Annotated in this window: 20 protein-coding genes; 6 read left to right on the top strand and 14 right to left on the bottom strand. The window is 63.5% G+C overall.

What is annotated here, in order from left to right:
* Positions 1-33 precede the first annotated feature (33 nt).
* From LB572_RS05315 to LB572_RS05325, 3 genes are all read right to left on the bottom strand, one after another.
* Positions 34-756: an amino acid ABC transporter ATP-binding protein gene (locus LB572_RS05315; RefSeq protein ID WP_224666976.1), complete on the bottom strand. Its 723-nt coding sequence runs from the start codon at positions 754-756 to the stop codon at positions 34-36.
* Positions 743-1,411: an amino acid ABC transporter permease gene (locus LB572_RS05320; RefSeq protein ID WP_140807073.1), complete on the bottom strand. Its 669-nt coding sequence runs from the start codon at positions 1,409-1,411 to the stop codon at positions 743-745. Before LB572_RS05320 ends, LB572_RS05315 begins: the two co-directional genes overlap by 14 nt.
* Before the next feature lie 82 nt (positions 1,412-1,493).
* Positions 1,494-2,309: a basic amino acid ABC transporter substrate-binding protein gene (locus tag LB572_RS05325; RefSeq protein ID WP_224666977.1), complete on the bottom strand. Its 816-nt coding sequence runs from the start codon at positions 2,307-2,309 to the stop codon at positions 1,494-1,496.
* A gap of 332 nt (positions 2,310-2,641) precedes the next feature.
* Here LB572_RS05325 and LB572_RS05330 point away from each other — a divergent pair, with 332 nt between their 5' ends.
* The gene (locus LB572_RS05330; protein ID WP_263497839.1) at positions 2,642-3,364 is read left to right on the top strand and encodes an SDR family oxidoreductase; all 723 of its coding nucleotides are present in this window, start codon (positions 2,642-2,644) and stop codon (positions 3,362-3,364) included.
* Here LB572_RS05330 and LB572_RS05335 read toward each other — a convergent pair.
* Both LB572_RS05335 and LB572_RS05340 read right to left on the bottom strand, forming a co-directional pair.
* Complete coding sequence (locus tag LB572_RS05335; protein WP_224666979.1) at positions 3,315-4,268, bottom strand: LysR family transcriptional regulator; 954 nt, start codon at positions 4,266-4,268, stop codon at positions 3,315-3,317. The genes LB572_RS05330 and LB572_RS05335 overlap by 50 nt on opposite strands.
* A gap of 13 nt (positions 4,269-4,281) precedes the next feature.
* Positions 4,282-5,184 carry a S1C family serine protease gene (locus LB572_RS05340; RefSeq protein WP_224666980.1) on the bottom strand — a complete coding sequence of 301 codons (903 nt, stop codon included), beginning with the start codon at positions 5,182-5,184 and terminating at the stop codon, positions 4,282-4,284.
* 205 nt (positions 5,185-5,389) lie between these two features.
* Here LB572_RS05340 and yghU point away from each other — a divergent pair, with 205 nt between their 5' ends.
* Entirely contained in the window at positions 5,390-6,259 is an 870-nt protein-coding gene (gene yghU / locus LB572_RS05345; protein WP_224666981.1) for a glutathione-dependent disulfide-bond oxidoreductase, read from the top strand.
* Positions 6,260-6,309: 50 nt separating this feature from the next.
* Here the strand turns inward: yghU and LB572_RS05350 are convergent, their stop codons facing one another.
* From LB572_RS05350 to LB572_RS05360, 3 genes are all read right to left on the bottom strand, one after another.
* The gene (locus tag LB572_RS05350) at positions 6,310-6,855 is read right to left on the bottom strand and encodes a YbhB/YbcL family Raf kinase inhibitor-like protein (protein WP_224666982.1); all 546 of its coding nucleotides are present in this window, start codon (positions 6,853-6,855) and stop codon (positions 6,310-6,312) included.
* Positions 6,856-6,945: 90 nt separating this feature from the next.
* On the bottom strand, positions 6,946-7,746 hold the full coding sequence (locus tag LB572_RS05355; RefSeq protein ID WP_224666983.1) for a hypothetical protein: 801 nt from the start codon (positions 7,744-7,746) through the stop codon (positions 6,946-6,948).
* Between the two features lie 438 nt (positions 7,747-8,184).
* Positions 8,185-9,354, bottom strand: a complete 1,170-nt coding sequence (locus LB572_RS05360) for a PLP-dependent aminotransferase family protein (protein WP_224667121.1) — start codon at positions 9,352-9,354, stop codon at positions 8,185-8,187.
* Between the two features lie 271 nt (positions 9,355-9,625).
* Here LB572_RS05360 and LB572_RS05365 point away from each other — a divergent pair, with 271 nt between their 5' ends.
* The 3 genes from LB572_RS05365 (at position 9,626) to LB572_RS05375 (ending at position 11,231) form a co-directional block, all read left to right on the top strand.
* On the top strand, positions 9,626-10,366 hold the full coding sequence (locus LB572_RS05365; RefSeq protein WP_224666984.1) for a sulfotransferase family protein: 741 nt from the start codon (positions 9,626-9,628) through the stop codon (positions 10,364-10,366).
* A gap of 231 nt (positions 10,367-10,597) precedes the next feature.
* The gene (locus LB572_RS05370; RefSeq protein ID WP_140807083.1) at positions 10,598-10,912 is read left to right on the top strand and encodes a GYD domain-containing protein; all 315 of its coding nucleotides are present in this window, start codon (positions 10,598-10,600) and stop codon (positions 10,910-10,912) included.
* Positions 10,913-10,934: 22 nt separating this feature from the next.
* On the top strand, positions 10,935-11,231 hold the full coding sequence (locus LB572_RS05375) for a putative quinol monooxygenase (protein WP_140807084.1): 297 nt from the start codon (positions 10,935-10,937) through the stop codon (positions 11,229-11,231).
* Positions 11,232-11,329: 98 nt separating this feature from the next.
* Here LB572_RS05375 and LB572_RS05380 read toward each other — a convergent pair whose 3' ends face one another.
* The 5 genes from LB572_RS05380 to LB572_RS05400 form a co-directional block, all read right to left on the bottom strand.
* Complete coding sequence (locus LB572_RS05380; protein WP_224666985.1) at positions 11,330-11,485, bottom strand: hypothetical protein; 156 nt, start codon at positions 11,483-11,485, stop codon at positions 11,330-11,332.
* A gap of 374 nt (positions 11,486-11,859) precedes the next feature.
* Entirely contained in the window at positions 11,860-12,318 is a 459-nt protein-coding gene (locus LB572_RS05385; protein ID WP_318013999.1) for an outer membrane protein, read from the bottom strand.
* A gap of 218 nt (positions 12,319-12,536) precedes the next feature.
* Positions 12,537-13,742: an amidohydrolase family protein gene (locus LB572_RS05390; protein ID WP_412033536.1), complete on the bottom strand. Its 1,206-nt coding sequence runs from the start codon at positions 13,740-13,742 to the stop codon at positions 12,537-12,539.
* A 326-nt stretch (positions 13,743-14,068) separates the two neighbouring features.
* Positions 14,069-14,524, bottom strand: coding sequence for a GFA family protein (locus LB572_RS05395; RefSeq protein ID WP_140807087.1), 456 nt, complete (start codon positions 14,522-14,524; stop codon positions 14,069-14,071).
* Between the two features lie 61 nt (positions 14,525-14,585).
* The gene (locus tag LB572_RS05400; RefSeq protein WP_224666987.1) at positions 14,586-15,137 is read right to left on the bottom strand and encodes an isochorismatase family protein; all 552 of its coding nucleotides are present in this window, start codon (positions 15,135-15,137) and stop codon (positions 14,586-14,588) included.
* 137 nt (positions 15,138-15,274) lie between these two features.
* On the opposite strand from LB572_RS05400, the gene LB572_RS05405 reads away from it, so the two are divergent.
* Positions 15,275-15,589, top strand: a complete 315-nt coding sequence (locus LB572_RS05405; RefSeq protein WP_224666988.1) for a hypothetical protein — start codon at positions 15,275-15,277, stop codon at positions 15,587-15,589.
* 224 nt (positions 15,590-15,813) lie between these two features.
* Here the strand turns inward: LB572_RS05405 and LB572_RS05410 are convergent, their stop codons facing one another.
* Positions 15,814-16,722, bottom strand: coding sequence for a LysR family transcriptional regulator (locus LB572_RS05410; protein ID WP_224666989.1), 909 nt, complete (start codon positions 16,720-16,722; stop codon positions 15,814-15,816).
* Positions 16,723-16,786 lie beyond the last annotated feature (64 nt).

The raw sequence follows: 16,786 nt of genomic DNA on the forward strand, positions 1-16,786 counted from the left end.
TCCTCTCGTGCCAGTTTCTGTCAGCAGGAGAGTCTAAAGGATCTTCGCCAGGAAGCTCTTCGTGCGGTTCCTCTGCGGATCCGAGAAAAGCGCCTTGGGCGCTCCCTCCTCGACGATCATGCCGTCATCCATGAAGATCACACGATGTCCGACCTCGCGGGCAAAGCCCATCTCATGGGTGACGACCACCATCGTCATGCCCTCGACGGCGAGAGTCTTCATGACCTGAAGCACCTCGCCCACCATTTCGGGATCGAGTGCCGAGGTCGGCTCGTCGAAGAGCATGACGTTCGGTCCCATAGCCAGCGAGCGCGCGATCGCCACGCGCTGCTGCTGGCCGCCGGAAAGCTCGTCGGGGTAGCTTTCTTCCTTTCCGACGAGGCCGACCTTGGCCAGCAGTTCGCGCGCGACCCTGTTGGCCTCCTCAGTCGGGATCTTCTTGACCTTGCGCGGCCCGATCGTGACGTTCTCCAGGATGGTCAGGTGCTTGAACAGGTTGAACTGCTGGAACACCATGCCGACATGCTGGCGCAACTGGTGGATGTTCGTCTTCGGATCGGTCAGCACCATGCCGGCGATTTCGATCTCGCCGCTGGTAGCCGTCTCCAACCCGTTCAAGCAGCGCAGGAACGTGCTTTTGCCGCTCCCCGAGGGGCCGATGACGACGACGACCTCCTTTTCCCCCACATGGGTGGTTATCCCCTTGAGGATCTCGTTATGGCCGAAGGACTTGTGAAGGTCCTTAACGTTTATCAACTTGAAGCCTCCTCTCCAGGTAGGACGAGAACTTCGAGAGCGAGAAGATGAGGATGAAATAGAGGGCGGCAATCAGCCCCCAGATCGCAAAGGAGGCAAAGGTCTCGGCAATGACGATCTGGCCCTTGTAGACAAGCTCCGCAATGCCGACAGGCGCCAGCAGCGAGGTGTCCTTGATGGTCTGGGCAGCCTGGTTGACCAGCGGCGGGATCATCCGCTTGAACGCCTGCGGCAGGACGATGTAGCGCATCGTCTGGAAGCCGTTCATGGCGATCGACTGCGCCGCTTCCTTCTGCCCCCGGTCGACGCCCAGAATGCCGGCGCGGATGATCTCGGTGACATAGGCGCCTTCATTGAGGCTGAGCGTGAGGGCGGCGGCGAGGATGGGATAGGTCAGTTGCCCGAACCAACGGTTGACGGGCAGGATCGCCGGCAAGCCGAGCACGATGAAGAAAAGCTGCACCAAAAGTGGGGTGGAGCGGAAAATCTCGACATAGCCGGTCGCGATCCAGCGCAGCGGCGCGATCGTCGACAGCCGCATCAGCGCCGCGACCAGGCCGATGGCCACCATCAGAATGATGGCGACGACCGAATACTGGATGGTCAGCCGCAAGCCGTCGAGGAGGACAGGTAGGTTTTGTCTTATAGGGTCCATGAACGTGCCCTGGGTCAACTTCCGGGCCATCATTGGCAAGACGGCCCGGAAAGATCAGTCGTTCACACGATCAGAACCAGGCTCAGCCCGAGATCGCGACGGCATCCGGCTTCTGCACGTCCTTGACCACGCCGCTGGTATCGCCGCCGAAATATTTATCGAAAAGCTTCTGGTATTCGCCGCTCTGCTTGATCTTGGCGAGGCCGTCATTGATCTTCCCGACCAGCTCAGGCTTCTGCTTGCTGACGGCAATGCCGTAATATTCGCCGGTCAGCAAAGGACCGACGGTCTGGACATCGTCATGGGCGGCCTTGAAATTGAGGTTGACCGGATTGTCGAAGATGACGGCGTCCGCTCCGCCGGTTTCCAACGCCTGATAGGCGGCGTCGATGCTCTGGAACTGCTTGATATAGTCCTGCTGAACGCCATGGCCGGTCAGATAGTCGACGGATGAGGTTGCTTTCTTGGTGGCAACCACATGGCCATTCTTGAGGTCGTCGAAGCTCTTGATGTCGGAGTCTTTCTTCACCAACACCGAAAGGCCGGATTTGTAATAGGCGTCGCTGAACTCGACGTTCTGCATGCGGCTCTTCTTGATCGTGATCCCGGCGACCGCGGCGTCGATCGAACCTGCCTGCAAACTGGGGATGATGCCGTCGAACGGCAGCGTTTTCAGGGTGACCGTCATGCTCTCGGCCTTGGCGATCGCATTGATCATATCGATGTCGAAGCCGGTGACCTGGCCGTTCGTCTCGGTCTCGAAGGGCGGGAACGTCGTATCGGCGCCGACCACCATGGTCGTCGCGCTTTGCGCGGACGCGATAGTCGTCGCACCGAGCGACAATGCGAGGCCGGAAACCAGCGACGTGGTCAGCAGGATAAGCGACTTGTTGTTCACGGATGTCTCCTTTCGGCGGGCATTCGTCTGCTGAAGGCGTCGACGATCAGGAGTGGTGCGGAATGCATGAACTCGGGAGCCCGTACTGTGCATCTGGATCGGGCTCGGCCCAAGTCAAGGTTGCCGCTGTCGGGGTTTCCTCAAGGGGGAACCGCAGCCGGCGGATTTCGTGCGCGGCCAGGTCGCGCGACCGGTTATGCCAGGCTTGCGGTGTAATTCGGCGAGCCCGCGGACCTCGCTATCGGAGCTTCCGATCGCGCCATCGATTTCTTCCGTTTCCGCTTCGCGTCTCGGCCTGTCAAACCCTGTCCATGCAAAGGAAAGGCGTGGACATGGACAAGCAGACAATCCTGATCGTCGGCGGCAGCTCGGGCATGGGACTGGCGCTCGCCAGGCGATGCCTCGGGGACGGTGCGCGCGTCGTCATCGCCGGGCGTGGCGAGGCGAAGCTGGGCGCGGCGCGGGAAGAACTCGGCCGGCCGGGGATGCTCGAAACGGCGGCGGTCGATATCAGCCAAGAGGATGAGGTCGCCGCACTTTTCGAGCGTATCGGGCCGCTCGATCATATCGTCAGCACCGCGGCTGCAATCGAAGGCGCCTACCGGCTGTTGCCGGAGATCGAGCTTTCAGCCGCGCAGCGGGTGGTGGAGAGCAAGTTCTACGGGCCGCTGCTGCTTGCCAAGCATGGCGCGCCGAAGCTGCCGCCAACCGGCTCGCTCACTTTCGTGTCGGGCATTGCCGCCTACCGGCCGGCGGCCCGCGGCTCGGTGGTCGCGGCGGTCAACGCGGCGCTGGAAGGGCTGGTGCGGGCTTTGGCCGTCGAGCTGGCGCCGATCCGCGTCAACGCCGTCTCCCCGGGCTGGGTCGACACGCCGATCTGGGAATTCGTCGCGGGCGACAGGAAGGCTGAGACCCTGGCCGCCATGGCGAAGCGGTTACCCGCGGGACGCGTCGGGCTGCCCGAAGACATTGCCGACGCGATCCGCTTCCTGATCGGCAACGGCTTCACGACGGGAGAGACGCTGCATGTCGAGGGCGGGCACCGGCTGGTGTGACCGGCGCGAAGCCCTTGCCTATTGCTGTTAAGAGCGCCTTCAGCGCCGGCGGCTGGACGCGCCGGCGGCGCCAGGTCATCACGACGTCGGCCGAGCGGACCGGGCCGGGCCAGGCAAGCTCGGCCACCTCGCCGCGATCGATCGCGGCGGCGACCGCCAACCTCGGCACGAGGCCAAAGCCGGCGCCGGCCGCCACCAGCCCGGCTATGGCGTGGATGCTGCCGGCTTCGGCGGCAAGGCTTGGCTTGCCCAGACCTGCTCCGGCGAACGCCTTGTCGACCATGGCGCGGTAGACGCAGCCGGTCTCGGTGGCGACGAAATGCTTTTCGGCCAGGGTCGCCAGATCGACATCGGCGCGGTTGTCGGCAGGCGGCGCGATCAGCGCAAGCGGCTCGACCGCCACCACGCGCCTGGCAAGGCGCCGGTCCGGCGCGCCGGCATCTTCAAGCTCGGGGGGCCGCTCGAAACAGAAAGCGACGTCGATCTCGCCGTCACCCAGCCGTCGCAGCAACTCGCCGCTGCCGGCGATCTTGAGCTTGATGTCGATATCGGCATGCGCGGCACGGAAGTCGGCGAGCCAGCCGGCAAGCCTTGCCGAGGCGATCGTCTCCAGCGCGCCGATCGACAGGCCGCCGGCCGGCCCGGCCCTGGTCGCATCGACGGCGGCCCTCGCGTCGTCGGCGAGCGCCAGCAGTTCCTCGGCATAGGGTTTCAGCGCCCCGCCCGCCGGCGTCAGGTCCAGCCCCTGCCGCGAGCGGGTGAAGAGGCTGGCGCCAAGCTCGGCCTCCAGCGCCTGGATCTGGTCGCTGACGCTCGACTGGGCGAGATTGACCTCCTGCGCCGCACGCGTGACGTTGCGCGTTCGCGCGACCGCCAGAAAGGTCTTCAGCAGCCTGGGATGCATAAGGGCGCCGAGCCTACTGCAGCTGCGGCTTCTTCAGGAAGGAATTGCGGTCGGCGGACTTGACGCGCAGCCAGGTCTCGCGGCCGTCGCGCACGACGCGCAGCGGGATTTCCGAACCAGCCGGGTTCTGCCAGAGTTTTCTGTAGAAATCGGCCAGTCCGTCAACCTCGCCGTCGCGCACGTCGGAGATGATGTCGCCCTGGCGCAGCCCTGCCTCCGCGGCCGGACCGCCTTCGGCGACGCTCATCACCACCACCATGCCGTTCGACTCGGCCGAGAAGGCGCCGAGCCACGGACGCGGCGCCGTCGTGGTCTGGCCGCGCTTGATGAGATCGTCGAGGACCGGCGTCAAAAGATCGATGGGCACGACCATGTTGATGTCGGCGACCTCGCCGGCACGGCTCATCTGCAACCGCAGCGAGCCGACGCCGAGCAGCTTGCCGTCGCGGTCGAACAGCGCGGCACCGCCCCAGGACGGGTGCGCCGGTGCGATGAAGATCGCCTCGTCGATCAGATATTCCCAGTAGCCGGCGAATTCCTGCTTGGTGACGATGTGGGCGTCGACCTGCTGGCCGATGCCGTCGGCGAGCGTCACGGAGTCGCCGATATTGGCCTTCCTGGCGTTGCCGAACTGGACCGCCGGCAGGCCAAGCGGGGACAGCGCCTGGACGAGGCCGAAACCGGTCTCCTGGTCGTAGGCCAGCGCGTGGGCCGCGACCACACGGCCGTCCTGGTCGGTCAGCCACACTTCCTCGGCCTCGGTGATGAGGTAGCCGATGGTGAGCACAAGGCCATTGTCGCGGATCACGACGCCGCTGCCCTCGCGGCGCGTGCCCAGCGCATTGGCGGTGAAAGCGTCGTCCGGCACGGTGGCGCGCACGGCAACGACGGAGCGCGAAATTTTCCCGATGGTCATCGATCCATCCTGCGTTGCGGGTCTTTGCCTATAAGTATGGCCGAAGGCGCGCGACGCAAGGGCGGATTTCCCCCTTGACGGCTTGGCACAAGCGCTAGTTCAACGAAGATTGAACTTTTTTCTTTGACGCGCGCAAAACCGCACCTAAGTCTATCGGCATCCGTGGCAGACTTTCCCGCCCCTCACGACACACAAGGCCTCCGACATGGACCAATACATCCCGCCGAAAGTCTGGACCTGGAACAAGCCGAACGGCGGCGAGTTCGCCTCGATCAACCGGCCGATCGCAGGCCCCACGCATGAGAAGGAACTGCCGGTCGGCAAGCACCCGCTGCAGCTCTATTCGCTGGCCACGCCCAATGGCCAGAAAGTGACGATCATGCTGGAGGAGCTCCTGGCGCTCGGCCATAAGGGAGCGGAATACGATGCCTGGCTGATCAAGATCGGCGATGGCGACCAGTTCGGTTCGGGCTTTGTCGGGGTCAACCCGAACTCGAAGATCCCGGCGCTGATGGACCGCAGCGAGCCGAAGCCGGTGCGCGTGTTCGAATCCGGTTCGATCCTCACCTATCTCGCGGAAAAATTCGGCGAATTTCTGCCGACCGAGCGCGCGGCGCGGGCAGAGACCTTTTCCTGGCTCTTCTGGCAGATGGGTTCGGCGCCCTATCTCGGCGGCGGCTTCGGCCATTTCTACGCCTATGCGCCGCACAAGATCGAATATGCGATCGACCGCTTCGCCATGGAGACCAAGCGGCAGATGGACGTGCTCGACCGCAGGCTGGCGGAGAGCGAATATCTCGCCGGGCCAGACTACACGATCGCCGACATGGCGGTTTGGCCCTGGTATGGCGGGCTCGCCAAGGGCCGCAGCTACAACGACGCCGCCCAGTTCCTCTCGGTGCATGAATACAAGAATGTGCAGCGCTGGGCCGACGCGATCGACGCGCGCCCGGCGGTAAGCCGTGGGCGCATGGTCAACCGCATGTCCGGCGACCCGGCCTTCCAGTTGCGCGAGCGCCATGACGCCCGCGACTTCGAGACGAAGACGCAGGATAAGCTGGAGGCGGCGGAGTGACTGCTGATCTCCCCCACAAGGGTGGAGATTTGGCTATCGCCGGCGCCCCGCTACCTCCTATACGTATACGTAACCGTCGCCTGGCCGAGCGCGGAGCTCTTGGCGGCGACCGAGACCATCTCCGGCAACGGGTTGGCCGGTATGCGCAATGTCTTTTCACCCAGCGCATAGAGCGTGAAGACGTAGTGATGGTCGCCGCTGCCGGGCGGCGGGCACGGGCCGAAATAGCCGGCGCGACCGACGCCGCCCTTGCCCAGCACCGAGCCCTTGGGCATGCGCTTGCCGGCCTGCGCGCCGGCGCCCTCGCGCAGTCCCTTGGCGCTCGCCGGGATGTCCCAGGCCAGCCAGTGCCAGAAACCCTTGCCGCCATTGGCATCGGTGTCGAACATGGTCAGCGCGTAGCTTTTCGTGCCGGCCGGCGGATCCTTCCAGGCAAGCGCGATCGAGACGCTCTGTCCGCCGCAGCCGGCCTTGTCGCCGAGGTATTTCGCATCCCATTTGCCGTCCGAGACGGACGGGCTGGATATCTCGAAGGCAAACGCCTGGGTGGCGAAGACAGCGAAGGCGCATGCGACGAGGCTTGGGCGTGGGATCATGGCCGTCCTCCCTGACAGCGATCGTAGAGCCTATCTGAAAGGGCCGAGCGGCACCGAGCAACTTTGCGTGACGGCGGCCGATGACGATCTCTATTCCGCCGCGCTGCATTCGGCGACCGCCGGCATCGCTAGGCCCGCGGCAGCCGCCATCCAGAGCCGATCGATGCCAGCAAGCTTTGCCCGGTCTATCTCGCCGAGATGCTTCCAGTACATCCCGTCCTCGTAGAAGTAGCCGAACTCGCGCTCCATCGCCTCGGCCGCCTGAACCGCCTCACGGTCGAATCCTGCATACAACTCGGCCTGCATGGCCAGGACTCGCGACATGGACAACACCTGCACGTCCTCGAAGGAGAGCTTTGGGAAAACCAGCCTGCTGCGCGGCAGGTCCGACAGGTTGATGCACAGCGTGCCGCGCCGCAGCGCATGGAAAAGAAGGCGCGCGGATTTGGCCTCGAGGCTCTGCAGCGTGACGTCGTCGCGCAGCGGATCGGCGCGGCCGACACCGTAAAAATGGGTGTTGCCGGCGCCGTCATAGATCATGTCGCAGCCCAGAAGGGCGAGCACGTCCGGCTTCTGGCTGTGAATGCTCCAATAGGCCGACGTCAGCGACATGGTGGCGCCGGCATAGACGAAGCCGCCAAAGCTGTTCTGCGCCGGCACATAATGCGCGGCGCTGAAGATCTCGGCTTGCCTGAGTTCCTGCGGGCGCGGCATGCGGTCGGGCGGAAAATCCCCGGCATGCACCAGAACGTCCCAGTCGGGGCGCACGCGCCAGGCGTTGTTGATGGCGACGATGCTGGCGAATGTATGCTTGGGCCACGCAACGCAGCGCATGACATCCGGCGCGCTGCCGAGCAGCAGCGTCACGCGGGGCGATGCGTCATTCACCATGCAATCCTCTTCGTGCACTCTCGCATATGAGCCTTGCCCGCCTCTCCCGACAAGAGCCGGGCGTCTTTTCCGGCTGCGCCAAAACGGCCGCATGGCGGCGGTGTCGGATTCTTGCGGAAGGGCTCATTCCCTGCAGCGGCCTACCTGAACCTGTGGCAATGAACGATGCAGGCCGACAGAGACTTCCCATCGCGGAGAAAATCCCCGCGGCTCCCCTTGCCCACTCGCTGACATTTCGCGGACAGGCGAAAACGAAAAAGCCCCGCCGGTGGAGGCCGTCGGGGCTCTTTCGTTTGGACCATGGAGGTGGGACCCCACGGTCGGGTCGATCCAGGGGGTGTTGGATCGGTCGCGACACTAACCGAGGAATCGGCCGCGCGAACAATCACGCCTGCGCACTACCAATCACGCCTGCGCGAGACGGCGGTGATTGAAGGCTTATCCTCGCAGCAGCTTCGCCAGTCTCGGCACGCCTTCGTTCACCGCGCGGTCGTCGGCAAGGGTGAACGACATGCGCAGCGTGTTGCGGCCGGTGCCGTCGGCGTAGAAGGCGTTGCCCGGCACGAAGGCGACGCGCGCCTCCTTGACCGAGCGCGCCAAAAGCTCGGTGGCGTCGGCGCCTTCCGGCAGCGTCAGCCAGACGAACATGCCGCCGTCCGGTCGGCTCCAGGAAATGCCGTCGGGCATGTTGGCCTCGAGCGCGCCAAGCAGCGCGTCGCGCCGCTTGCGGTAGGCGCCGATCAGCTTGTCCACCTGGGCGTCGAAGATCGTCTCGGCGACGCGGTGCATGACCATCTGGTTGATCGAGGGGCTGTGCAGGTCGGACGCCTGCTTCATCAGCACCAGCTTTTCCACCACATGATGCGGCGCGCAGACCCAGCCGACGCGCATGCCGGGCGACAGTATCTTCGAGAACGACCCGCAATAGAGCGTGCGCACCTTATCGATGCCGCCGGAACGGGCGCAGTCGAGCGCCAGGATCGGCGGCACGCCTTCCCCATCATAACGCAGCGCGCGGTAGGCGGCGTCCTCGATCACGGCGATGTCGAGCTCGCCGGCCAGGTCGAGCACCGCCTCGCGCTGTTTGGCGTCCAGCGTATTGCCGGTCGGATTGGCGAAATCCGGCACCAGATAGGCGAATTTCACCTTGCCGCCATTTGCGGCGGCGGCAGCGCGATAGGCTTCCGGCGTCATGTTGCCGCCGGCGGTGTTCAGCCGGTCGTAGCGCGGCTCATAGGCGTTGAAGGCCTGCAGCGCGCCGAGATAGGTCGGCCAGGTGACCAGGGCCGTGTCGCCAGGCGACAGGAACAGCTTGCCGAGATAGTCGAGCGCCTGCTGCGAGCCGGAGGTGATGAAGATATTGCCTTCGTCGCATTGAACGCCGAGCTTGCCCATATAGGCGGCCAGCCATTTGCGCAGCGGCAGGAAACCTTCGCTGACCTGATACTGCAGCGCGGCGCCCGCCTCGGCGCCGCCGAGCACCGCCTGGTAGGCATCGCCGATCGCCTGTGCGGGAAAAAGCGAAGAGTCGGGAATGCCGCCGGCGAAGGAGATGATGTCCGGCTGGTCGAGCAGCTTCAACAGCTCGCGGATTTCCGAAGCCTTCATGCGCGAGGAGCGCGAGGCCAGAAGGTTCAACAGGGTCAAGGCGCACCTCCCGCAGTGCTTATTTAGGTCAGGTTGGTTGACCTATTATCAGGCCGCGCCTTTCGCGTGAATACACAAAACGGTCATGGCGCATCGTCCAGGCGACATTTGGCCCACAAATTTGCGCGAGCGCTAATGGAAAGTCATTGCGCGATCGGTGGGCCAGGCGCACCATCGCGACCAAGGAATCGGAAGCCGAGAGAAAATCAATCCGGACCAAAGGGGGACGCGCATGACACTCGAGGTCATCGGGGCCGGTTTCGGCCGCACCGGCACGTGGTCGACTTTCGCCGCGCTGAACCGGCTGGGCTTTCCGAGCTACCACATGCAGGAAGTCATCATCAACAAGGCCAACAAGGGCCATCTCGACTTCTGGCGCAAGGTGGCGAACAGCCAGCCGGGCAGCCAGCACGACTGGAACCGGGTCTTTTCCAATTACCGGGCGACCGTCGACAATCCGGGCTGCTGCGTGTGGCGCGAGCTGATGGCCGCCTATCCCGACGCCAAAGTGCTGTTGACGCTGCATCCGCGCGGCGCCGAGGCCTGGTATGACAGCACGATCGACACGATCTACTTCACCGAGAATGTCTGGCAGTTCAAAGTGCTGGAATGGCTCACGCCCTTCGGCCGCAAGTTCGGCGACATGTCGCGCAAGCTGGTCTGGGGCCGAACGCTGAGGGGCGTGATGAACGACCGCGACAAGGCGGTGGCGCGCTACAATTCCTATATCGACGAGGTGAAGGCGGCAGTGCCGCCGGAAAAGCTTTTGGTGTTCAAGGTCAGCGACGGCTGGGCGCCGCTTTGCGATTTCCTCGGGGTCGCGCTGCCCAACGAGCCCTTCCCCAACCTCAACGACCGCGCCAGCATCAAGAAGATCATCAACGGGATGATCATGGGATCCTATGCGATGCTTGTCGGCGTTGCGCTGGCCATCGCGTTTGTGATTGGCGGGCTGTGGTGGTGGCTGGGGTAACGACGGCCATTCACGACGGCCGATAAATCGGCAAGGTGCCCCAGCGCCTAGCGGGATTGTCGTTATATTAGAAAAAACGCATATTATTGGAAGCCGAAGCCATGCTCCGGCTGACCCGTCGGTTTGCCGTATTGCCCAGGCGGTCCACAGACCACGTCAAATGTCAGAAAGGAAGTCCGTGCTGGCCACAGGATTGGGCAGCCCGGGACATGATATCTGGAGGAGGATCCCATGAAGGTTACCATATTGGCGACTTACGAGCCCCACGCCGCCAAGGGGCTGATGCAAGGATCGAATCGGGAAGCCGCAATCAAGGCGCTCTTTGAAAGCGTGGGCGGCAAGATGAGCAGCCTGATGTTCACGCGCGGCATCTACGACGTCATCGTCAATGGCGAGGTGCCGGATCAGATTGCCGGGATGGGCATGACGCTTGCCGTGCGGGCAAGCGGTTCGGTGAGCGACATGGTCGTTCTCGAAGAACTCGACATGAAGGCGGTGATCGCGGCCGCCAACAAGGCCGCCGGCGCTTACAAGCCAGCCGGCTGATCTCAACTGAGCGGAGGAAGCCATGACCGCCTACAACGTCGTCCGTTTTCGCACCAAGCCCGGCAAGGAAAAGGCCTTCATCGATGCGCATGCGAAGATCTCGCTGGACGCCAAGGGCTTTCGCAAGGGCGCCCTTATCAAGACCGGCGAGCGCACATTCTGCATGGTCGGCGAATGGAACAATATGGACAGCCTCGCCGCGGCGCGCCCGATGATGATCGGCATTCTCGACACGTTCCGCGATATGCTCGAAGACCTCGGCGGCGACCTCGGCGTGACCGATCCGGTGTCAGGGACAGTCGTCGCGGAAATAGGCTGAGGACTACCCGTCGGCGGTAGCCGGCCCGCCTTGCGTGTCCAGCACCACCATCGGCGGGGCACGGCGACACGCCGGCCGCGCCGGGGCGGCGCTGTGTTTTAGAACGGCAACCGGATTTCGTCCGGCTCGGCCCTGTCGGGCCAGCCGACGTCCTTCTGGATCTCGGTCGGCAGCTCGTTGAGCTCGCGCGTCGTGCGGCGGCGCTTGCTGGCCTGCGCGAAGGCGGCGCGGATTCGGTTGAGACTTTTGAACATGTAAACCCCCATAAATCAGCGGCGCAAACCGGTGCCGCCTCTTCCCGGCGCCGCTTTTGCGATGCGTCTGTAACCGGTGGATTGCGCGCGAACGGTGAAATGCTTCACGAAGCCAGAGTGGCTTGAAACATATGCATGCAAACTAAATTACGGGATACCGGGCATATGCAGTGACGACCCGAACCATCGCCTGGGTCTGCTCAGACCCTTCTTACGCAAATGCGCTAAGGAAAGCCCCTACGCACTTTCCTGGAATTGTCCTAGAACTTGTAGTTGATCTTGCCGACGACGACATTTTGCGTGTCGTGATTGTCGACGAAGAAGCCCGCTATCCTGTCGCTTTCGCCGGCCTTGGTGCCGAAGTCGTAATAGTTCTATTCGACGCCGGCGGTCCAATGGTCGGTGAGGGCATATTCGACGCCGAGGCCCGCGGTCCAGCCGACGCGCGAGCCGCCGCCGAAGGATTGTCCAGCCAAATCGACCTCAGCGATCTTATACTTGGTGAAGGCGACACCGGCGTCGCCATAGATCAGGAAGCGATCGACCGCATAGCCGAGGCGGCCACGCACGGAACCCAGGTAATCCTGCTTGGTCTCGCAGACCGTGCCTAGGACATTCGAACATTGGTCGTCACCCTTCACGGTCGAGCCCGCGAGGTCGCCTTCAATGCCGATGACATATTGGCCGATCTGATAGTTGTAGCCGATCTGGCCGCCGAAAATTCCGCCCGACCCATTGGTGTTGAAGGGAACGAAATCGCCCGACCAGTGGCTGTCGTTCCAGCCGCCGCCGACCTGGCCGCCAGCATAGAAGCCGGTCCATGAAAAAGGCATCGCCGCGACCGGCTGAACAATATCCGCCGCCAGAACCGGAGAAGAGGCTGCCAAAAATGCAACCGAACAAAGCAGCGCCAGGTTCATGAATATCCCCGCATCGATCGACCGTATATCGATACCACAATGCGGATCATGCCGCGTAATCAAAAAGACTTCTGCAAAGACCTTTTGGATGGCGTTAGTTGTAGCTCGGCAACAAACGAGAGCCTGCTAATTCAATCAGATTTTGCGCTTATCCTGCCACTCCGCGCCACATCCCTGCCCGCCCGATAGACGGTGCGCTCCTTCGGCACCGCCACCACCGCTTCCGGCACATGCTCGGCCTTCAGCGTGACGAAATCCGCCCTGGCGCCGACGGCGATGCCGTAGCCTTCGAGCCCCAGCGCCTTGGCGCCGGCATGGCTCACCACGTCGTAAGCCGCTTCCAGTTCCCAGTCCTCGTAGAAGCCGGAGCGGTAGCCGATCATGTTGGCGCGATTGAGCATGTCGCCATCGCCATAGGGCCACCAGGAATCGCGGATGTTGTCGGAGCCGGCGAAGACGGTGACACCGGCCTTGCGCAGCGCCGCCACCGGCGGAAAAGGATGATCGCCGGGCGCGTTGGTCATGATGGCGACGCCGGCGGCGGCTATCCGCTCGGCCGCGCCGGCCAGCGTGTCGGCGGAAATGTCGCCCAGCCCGTAGGCATGGCTGATGACGACGTTTCCCTGCATGCCCAACGCCTTGGTCCGGGCCGCTATTTCCTCGATCTCGAACAGGCCGAGCGTGCCTCGGTCATGCAGGTGGATGTCGACGCCGGCGCCGTGCTTTTCGGCAAGGCCGAAGACGACATCGAGATGGCCCTTCACGTCGCGGTCGAAGCTTGCCGGGTCGAGCCCGCCGATCAGGTCGCAGCCGAGCTTCAACGCCTCGTCGAGCACCTCCGCGGTGCCTGGCGAGGACAGGATGCCGCTCTGCGGGAAGGCAACGAGCTGGATGTCGATCAGGTCGCGGTATTTCTCCCGTACCCCAAGGATCGTCTCGACATGCTTCAAGCCGACCGCGGCGTCGACCATGACATGGCTGCGCATGGAAAGGCTGCCATTGCCGACGCAGAGCTCGAGCTGGTTTCTCGCGCGCTCCGCCATCGGCGCTGCCTGATCGAGGTTCCTCATCTGGAAGGCGACCCGCTCGCGCACGTCAAAACCGTTGGTGCAGGGAATGTGCGGGCGCCAGGCGTCGCCATAGAAGGAGGTATCGAGATGGATATGGCCCTCGACGAAGGCCGGCAGCACGAGCTGGCCGGCGAGGTCGATGGCGCCGGAGGGCGGCGTGACCGTATTGGTTGCAGGCACGATGGCGCTGAAGCGGCCGTCGGCTACGGTGAGGTCAGCGACCATGCCGTCGGCGAGCCTGGCGTTGAGATAATGAGTCTGGTCCACGGTGCAATCCATTGAAAGGAAAGCGTCAGTCGTCGCCGGTCGGGCGGACGAGGTCAATGCGGCAAGGGATAGAAACTGTTTCACCCTTGCTTTCTCCTCCGTGCGGAGGAAGGCAGGTGCAACCGCCGCCATATACCGTTTTCGCGGAAGTTTCAGCGGGCGGCAAATGTGCCATGGTGAAGTCTGCGGTATGAGGCCGCCGTGGTCGACGCGGACGCCCAAGCACATCCCCAACAATGCGCCCCCAACGGCCGCGTCGACCATGAACGGAAATGGCAACGGCGACCTTGCCCAGGTCGCCGTTTTTTGACCGGCCCTGCTTTTGATCAGCCTTGCGTGCCGGCGTATTCGGCGACCAGCGGCTCATATTCCTCGAAGGACGGCAGCGCTTCGTAGCTGTGCACCGCCGATGTCGCTGCCCAGGGCAATTTCTCGCTGGTCCAGGTTTCGATGAAGGGCGCGAACCAGGCATGCTCGTCGAGCATGGTCGGGCGCAGGTTGACGAACCAGTCGATCCCCTCCGGCCGCGTGAACATCCAGGTCATGCAGTAGCCGCAGAAATAATGTTTCGACGCGCCATGCAGGCCGCCCACAACCGGCTCGCCCTTTGTCACCTCGAAGCCTTCCGAGGGGATCGCCGCGCTCAGCGAATAGGCACTGGACGACATCGACTGACAGCCGGTGCAGTGACAAGCCATGGTGAGCAGCGGCTTCGCCGAAATCTTCAGGCGCACGCGGCCGCAGCGGCAGCCTCCTTCAGCGGGGAGAGCGAGAGTGGGCAAGATGGGCTCCTTGGGTTGGGATTTGTCCCTTCTCCCCTTGTGGGAGAAGGAGAAGGCGCGCTCAGCCTTCGACCAACTCCGCCGTCGTTGCCATCCGGACGCCCTGCCCCTCGAATGCCTCGTTGTGGCGGGCGATGATGTCGGGCGCCCTTTCCTTGTCGCTGTCCAGCGTCGAATGCGCGTCGGAGACCACGGTGACGCCGAGCCCTTCGGCAAAGGCTCCCTTCACCGTGGCGGCGACGCAGAAATCGGTCTGGGCGCCAAGAAGCACGACGCCCTTCGCGCCCTGCCCCGCCACCCATTCGGCCAGGTCGGGGTTGGAGAAGGCGTTGCCGACGCTTTTGCCGAATGCCGGCTCGTCGGCCGTCTGGCCGAGTTGCGGCCATACCGGCCAGCCGGAGGCGCCCGGCGCCAGCGGATCGCCTTCCGGCCCGTCATGGCGGATGAAGGCCACCTTGCGGCCAGAACGGCGTGCCCAACCGATCAGCCGGCCGGCACGCTCGGCGATCCTGTCGGCGTCATGGATCGGCGGCTCGAAACGGCCGTCGAACATATTGGTCTGCAGATCGATGACGATCAGCGGTGCGGCGCTGGAAGGGGCTGTCTTTGGCATGGCGCGAAGATAGCGTGGGTGAGAGGCTGGTCAAGGACAAGGCCAGGAACCAGCAAGCAGCAACTTGCGCAACTACAATTTTCAGTTGTACTCATAAATCATCACAACTAAGATGGCCAAGAGATCGGGGGATGACAATGGATGAACAATACACCGTGTTCCTGATCGGAGGAGACACGGGAGGTGACGAGCAGGCGGTGTTCACGCCGCATAATGTGGGAACCCGGTGCAGGCTCACCTGCAGCTATTGCAACAAAGTCATCGCTGCTGAAGAAGACGACTATTTCGAAGCCCTGTGCCAAATCCGCAAGCAGCTAGAAGTGGGCGGAATACTGCCCTTTTGTTATGGCGCGAGCGCCAATGTTTTCCCTGAAGGCACCGTGACGGAGATGAGCCGTGGATTGGTGGTCTGCAAGGTGAAAACGGGGGAGCGTCCCAAGAGAGCGACTTAGTCAATATATTTGACGATGGCTATGATGTGATGCCCGTGTTCGTTTCCATGCAGCAGAAATTTTGGGATTCGCGGCTCGCTTCCCTGCCCCAATCGCAAGACCCGGAAATAGCGAACTCGAAGGACGGCGCAGTCCACTCCCTCTGGCAGTCTCTAACACTTAGCTTTGCCAAGATGTTGAAATCGCTTTTTCCACGATCGGGGGGAAGATAAGGCGCCTGGCTTTTAGGACATCAGCGGCATCGGGCCCTTCAGCGCCTCGGCCAGCGCATCGCGGAAGACCGCGATCGGGCGCGCCAACCTGCCGGCCGGCGGGCGGTGCAGCAGCCAGCAGCGCACCTGCGGCTTGAAACCGGGGCAGTCGACCACCTCGACCGCGTCGCGCCATTGGCTGCCCGACAACGCGCCGGGCGTGACGACCCCGATGCCGTGACCGCGCGCCACCAGGGACATGCGCAAGTCCGCACCCTGCGCCTCGACGCCGACATGGAAGGGCAACCGCGCCACTTCGAAGCGATGGCGGATGAAGGCGCGGAAGCCGCAGCCGGTTTCGTTGAGCACCCAGGAATAGCGCGCGAGATCGTTGAGCTCCGCCTGCTTCGGCACGCCGAGGCTTGGCGAAGCCACAAGCAGCACCGCCTGCACGCCGAGATCGTCGCCGACAAGCTCGGGCGGCGGCGCGACACCCTCGGCGAGGCAGACCGCGACGGCGTCGATCTCGCTGTGCAGCACCTGCTCCACCAGGCGCGGCGACAGGCTGGAGGTGATCTTCAGCGTCAGTTGCGGGAAGGCCGCGCGAAGACTGTCGAGCGGCTCGGACAGCGCGCTGGTCGATAGATAAGGCATGATGCCGAGGCGGAACTCGCCCCTCACCTCGCCCGCCGGCGAGACGCCCGCCTTCAGATCGTCCAGCGAGCGCAGCACGCGGCGACCATGCTCATAGGCCTCGCGGCCCGATGCGGTTGGTTTCAGCGGCTTCGACTGGCGGTCGAGCAAAGGCGTCGCCAACTGCTGCTCGAGGTTCTGCACCCGGCGCGTCACGCCAGGCTGGGTGAGGTTGAGCCTGGCCGAAGCGCCGACGATGGAGCCGGTCTCGACGACGGCGACGAAGGCTTCGAGGTCATGGATATTCATGCGTAACTCGCATAATCATTATTATATCATTTCAATTGTAGCATTATAGCTGGTCCGAATAAAG

This window comes from Mesorhizobium sp. BH1-1-5, assembly GCF_020165615.1.
Classification (GTDB): domain Bacteria; phylum Pseudomonadota; class Alphaproteobacteria; order Rhizobiales; family Rhizobiaceae; genus Mesorhizobium.

Bases quoted from the DNA above. Each gene is read 5' to 3' on its own strand.
- LB572_RS05320 (WP_140807073.1), bottom strand. From the start codon at position 1,411: ATGGACCCTATAAGACAAAACCTACCTGTCCTCCTCGACGGCTTGCGG.
- LB572_RS05330 (WP_263497839.1), top strand. From the start codon at position 2,642: ATGGACAAGCAGACAATCCTGATCGTCGGCGGCAGCTCGGGCATGGGA.
- LB572_RS05335 (WP_224666979.1), bottom strand. From the start codon at position 4,268: ATGCATCCCAGGCTGCTGAAGACCTTTCTGGCGGTCGCGCGAACGCGC.
- LB572_RS05340 (WP_224666980.1), bottom strand. From the start codon at position 5,184: ATGACCATCGGGAAAATTTCGCGCTCCGTCGTTGCCGTGCGCGCCACC.
- yghU (WP_224666981.1), top strand. From the start codon at position 5,390: ATGGACCAATACATCCCGCCGAAAGTCTGGACCTGGAACAAGCCGAAC.
- LB572_RS05350 (WP_224666982.1), bottom strand. From the start codon at position 6,855: ATGATCCCACGCCCAAGCCTCGTCGCATGCGCCTTCGCTGTCTTCGCC.
- LB572_RS05355 (WP_224666983.1), bottom strand. From the start codon at position 7,746: ATGGTGAATGACGCATCGCCCCGCGTGACGCTGCTGCTCGGCAGCGCG.
- LB572_RS05360 (WP_224667121.1), bottom strand. From the start codon at position 9,354: ATGAAGGCTTCGGAAATCCGCGAGCTGTTGAAGCTGCTCGACCAGCCG.
- LB572_RS05365 (WP_224666984.1), top strand. From the start codon at position 9,626: ATGACACTCGAGGTCATCGGGGCCGGTTTCGGCCGCACCGGCACGTGG.
- LB572_RS05370 (WP_140807083.1), top strand. From the start codon at position 10,598: ATGAAGGTTACCATATTGGCGACTTACGAGCCCCACGCCGCCAAGGGG.
- LB572_RS05375 (WP_140807084.1), top strand. From the start codon at position 10,935: ATGACCGCCTACAACGTCGTCCGTTTTCGCACCAAGCCCGGCAAGGAA.
- LB572_RS05380 (WP_224666985.1), bottom strand. From the start codon at position 11,485: ATGTTCAAAAGTCTCAACCGAATCCGCGCCGCCTTCGCGCAGGCCAGC.
- LB572_RS05385 (WP_318013999.1), bottom strand. From the start codon at position 12,318: ATGCCTTTTTCATGGACCGGCTTCTATGCTGGCGGCCAGGTCGGCGGC.
- LB572_RS05400 (WP_224666987.1), bottom strand. From the start codon at position 15,137: ATGCCAAAGACAGCCCCTTCCAGCGCCGCACCGCTGATCGTCATCGAT.
- LB572_RS05405 (WP_224666988.1), top strand. From the start codon at position 15,275: ATGGATGAACAATACACCGTGTTCCTGATCGGAGGAGACACGGGAGGT.
- LB572_RS05410 (WP_224666989.1), bottom strand. From the start codon at position 16,722: ATGAATATCCATGACCTCGAAGCCTTCGTCGCCGTCGTCGAGACCGGC.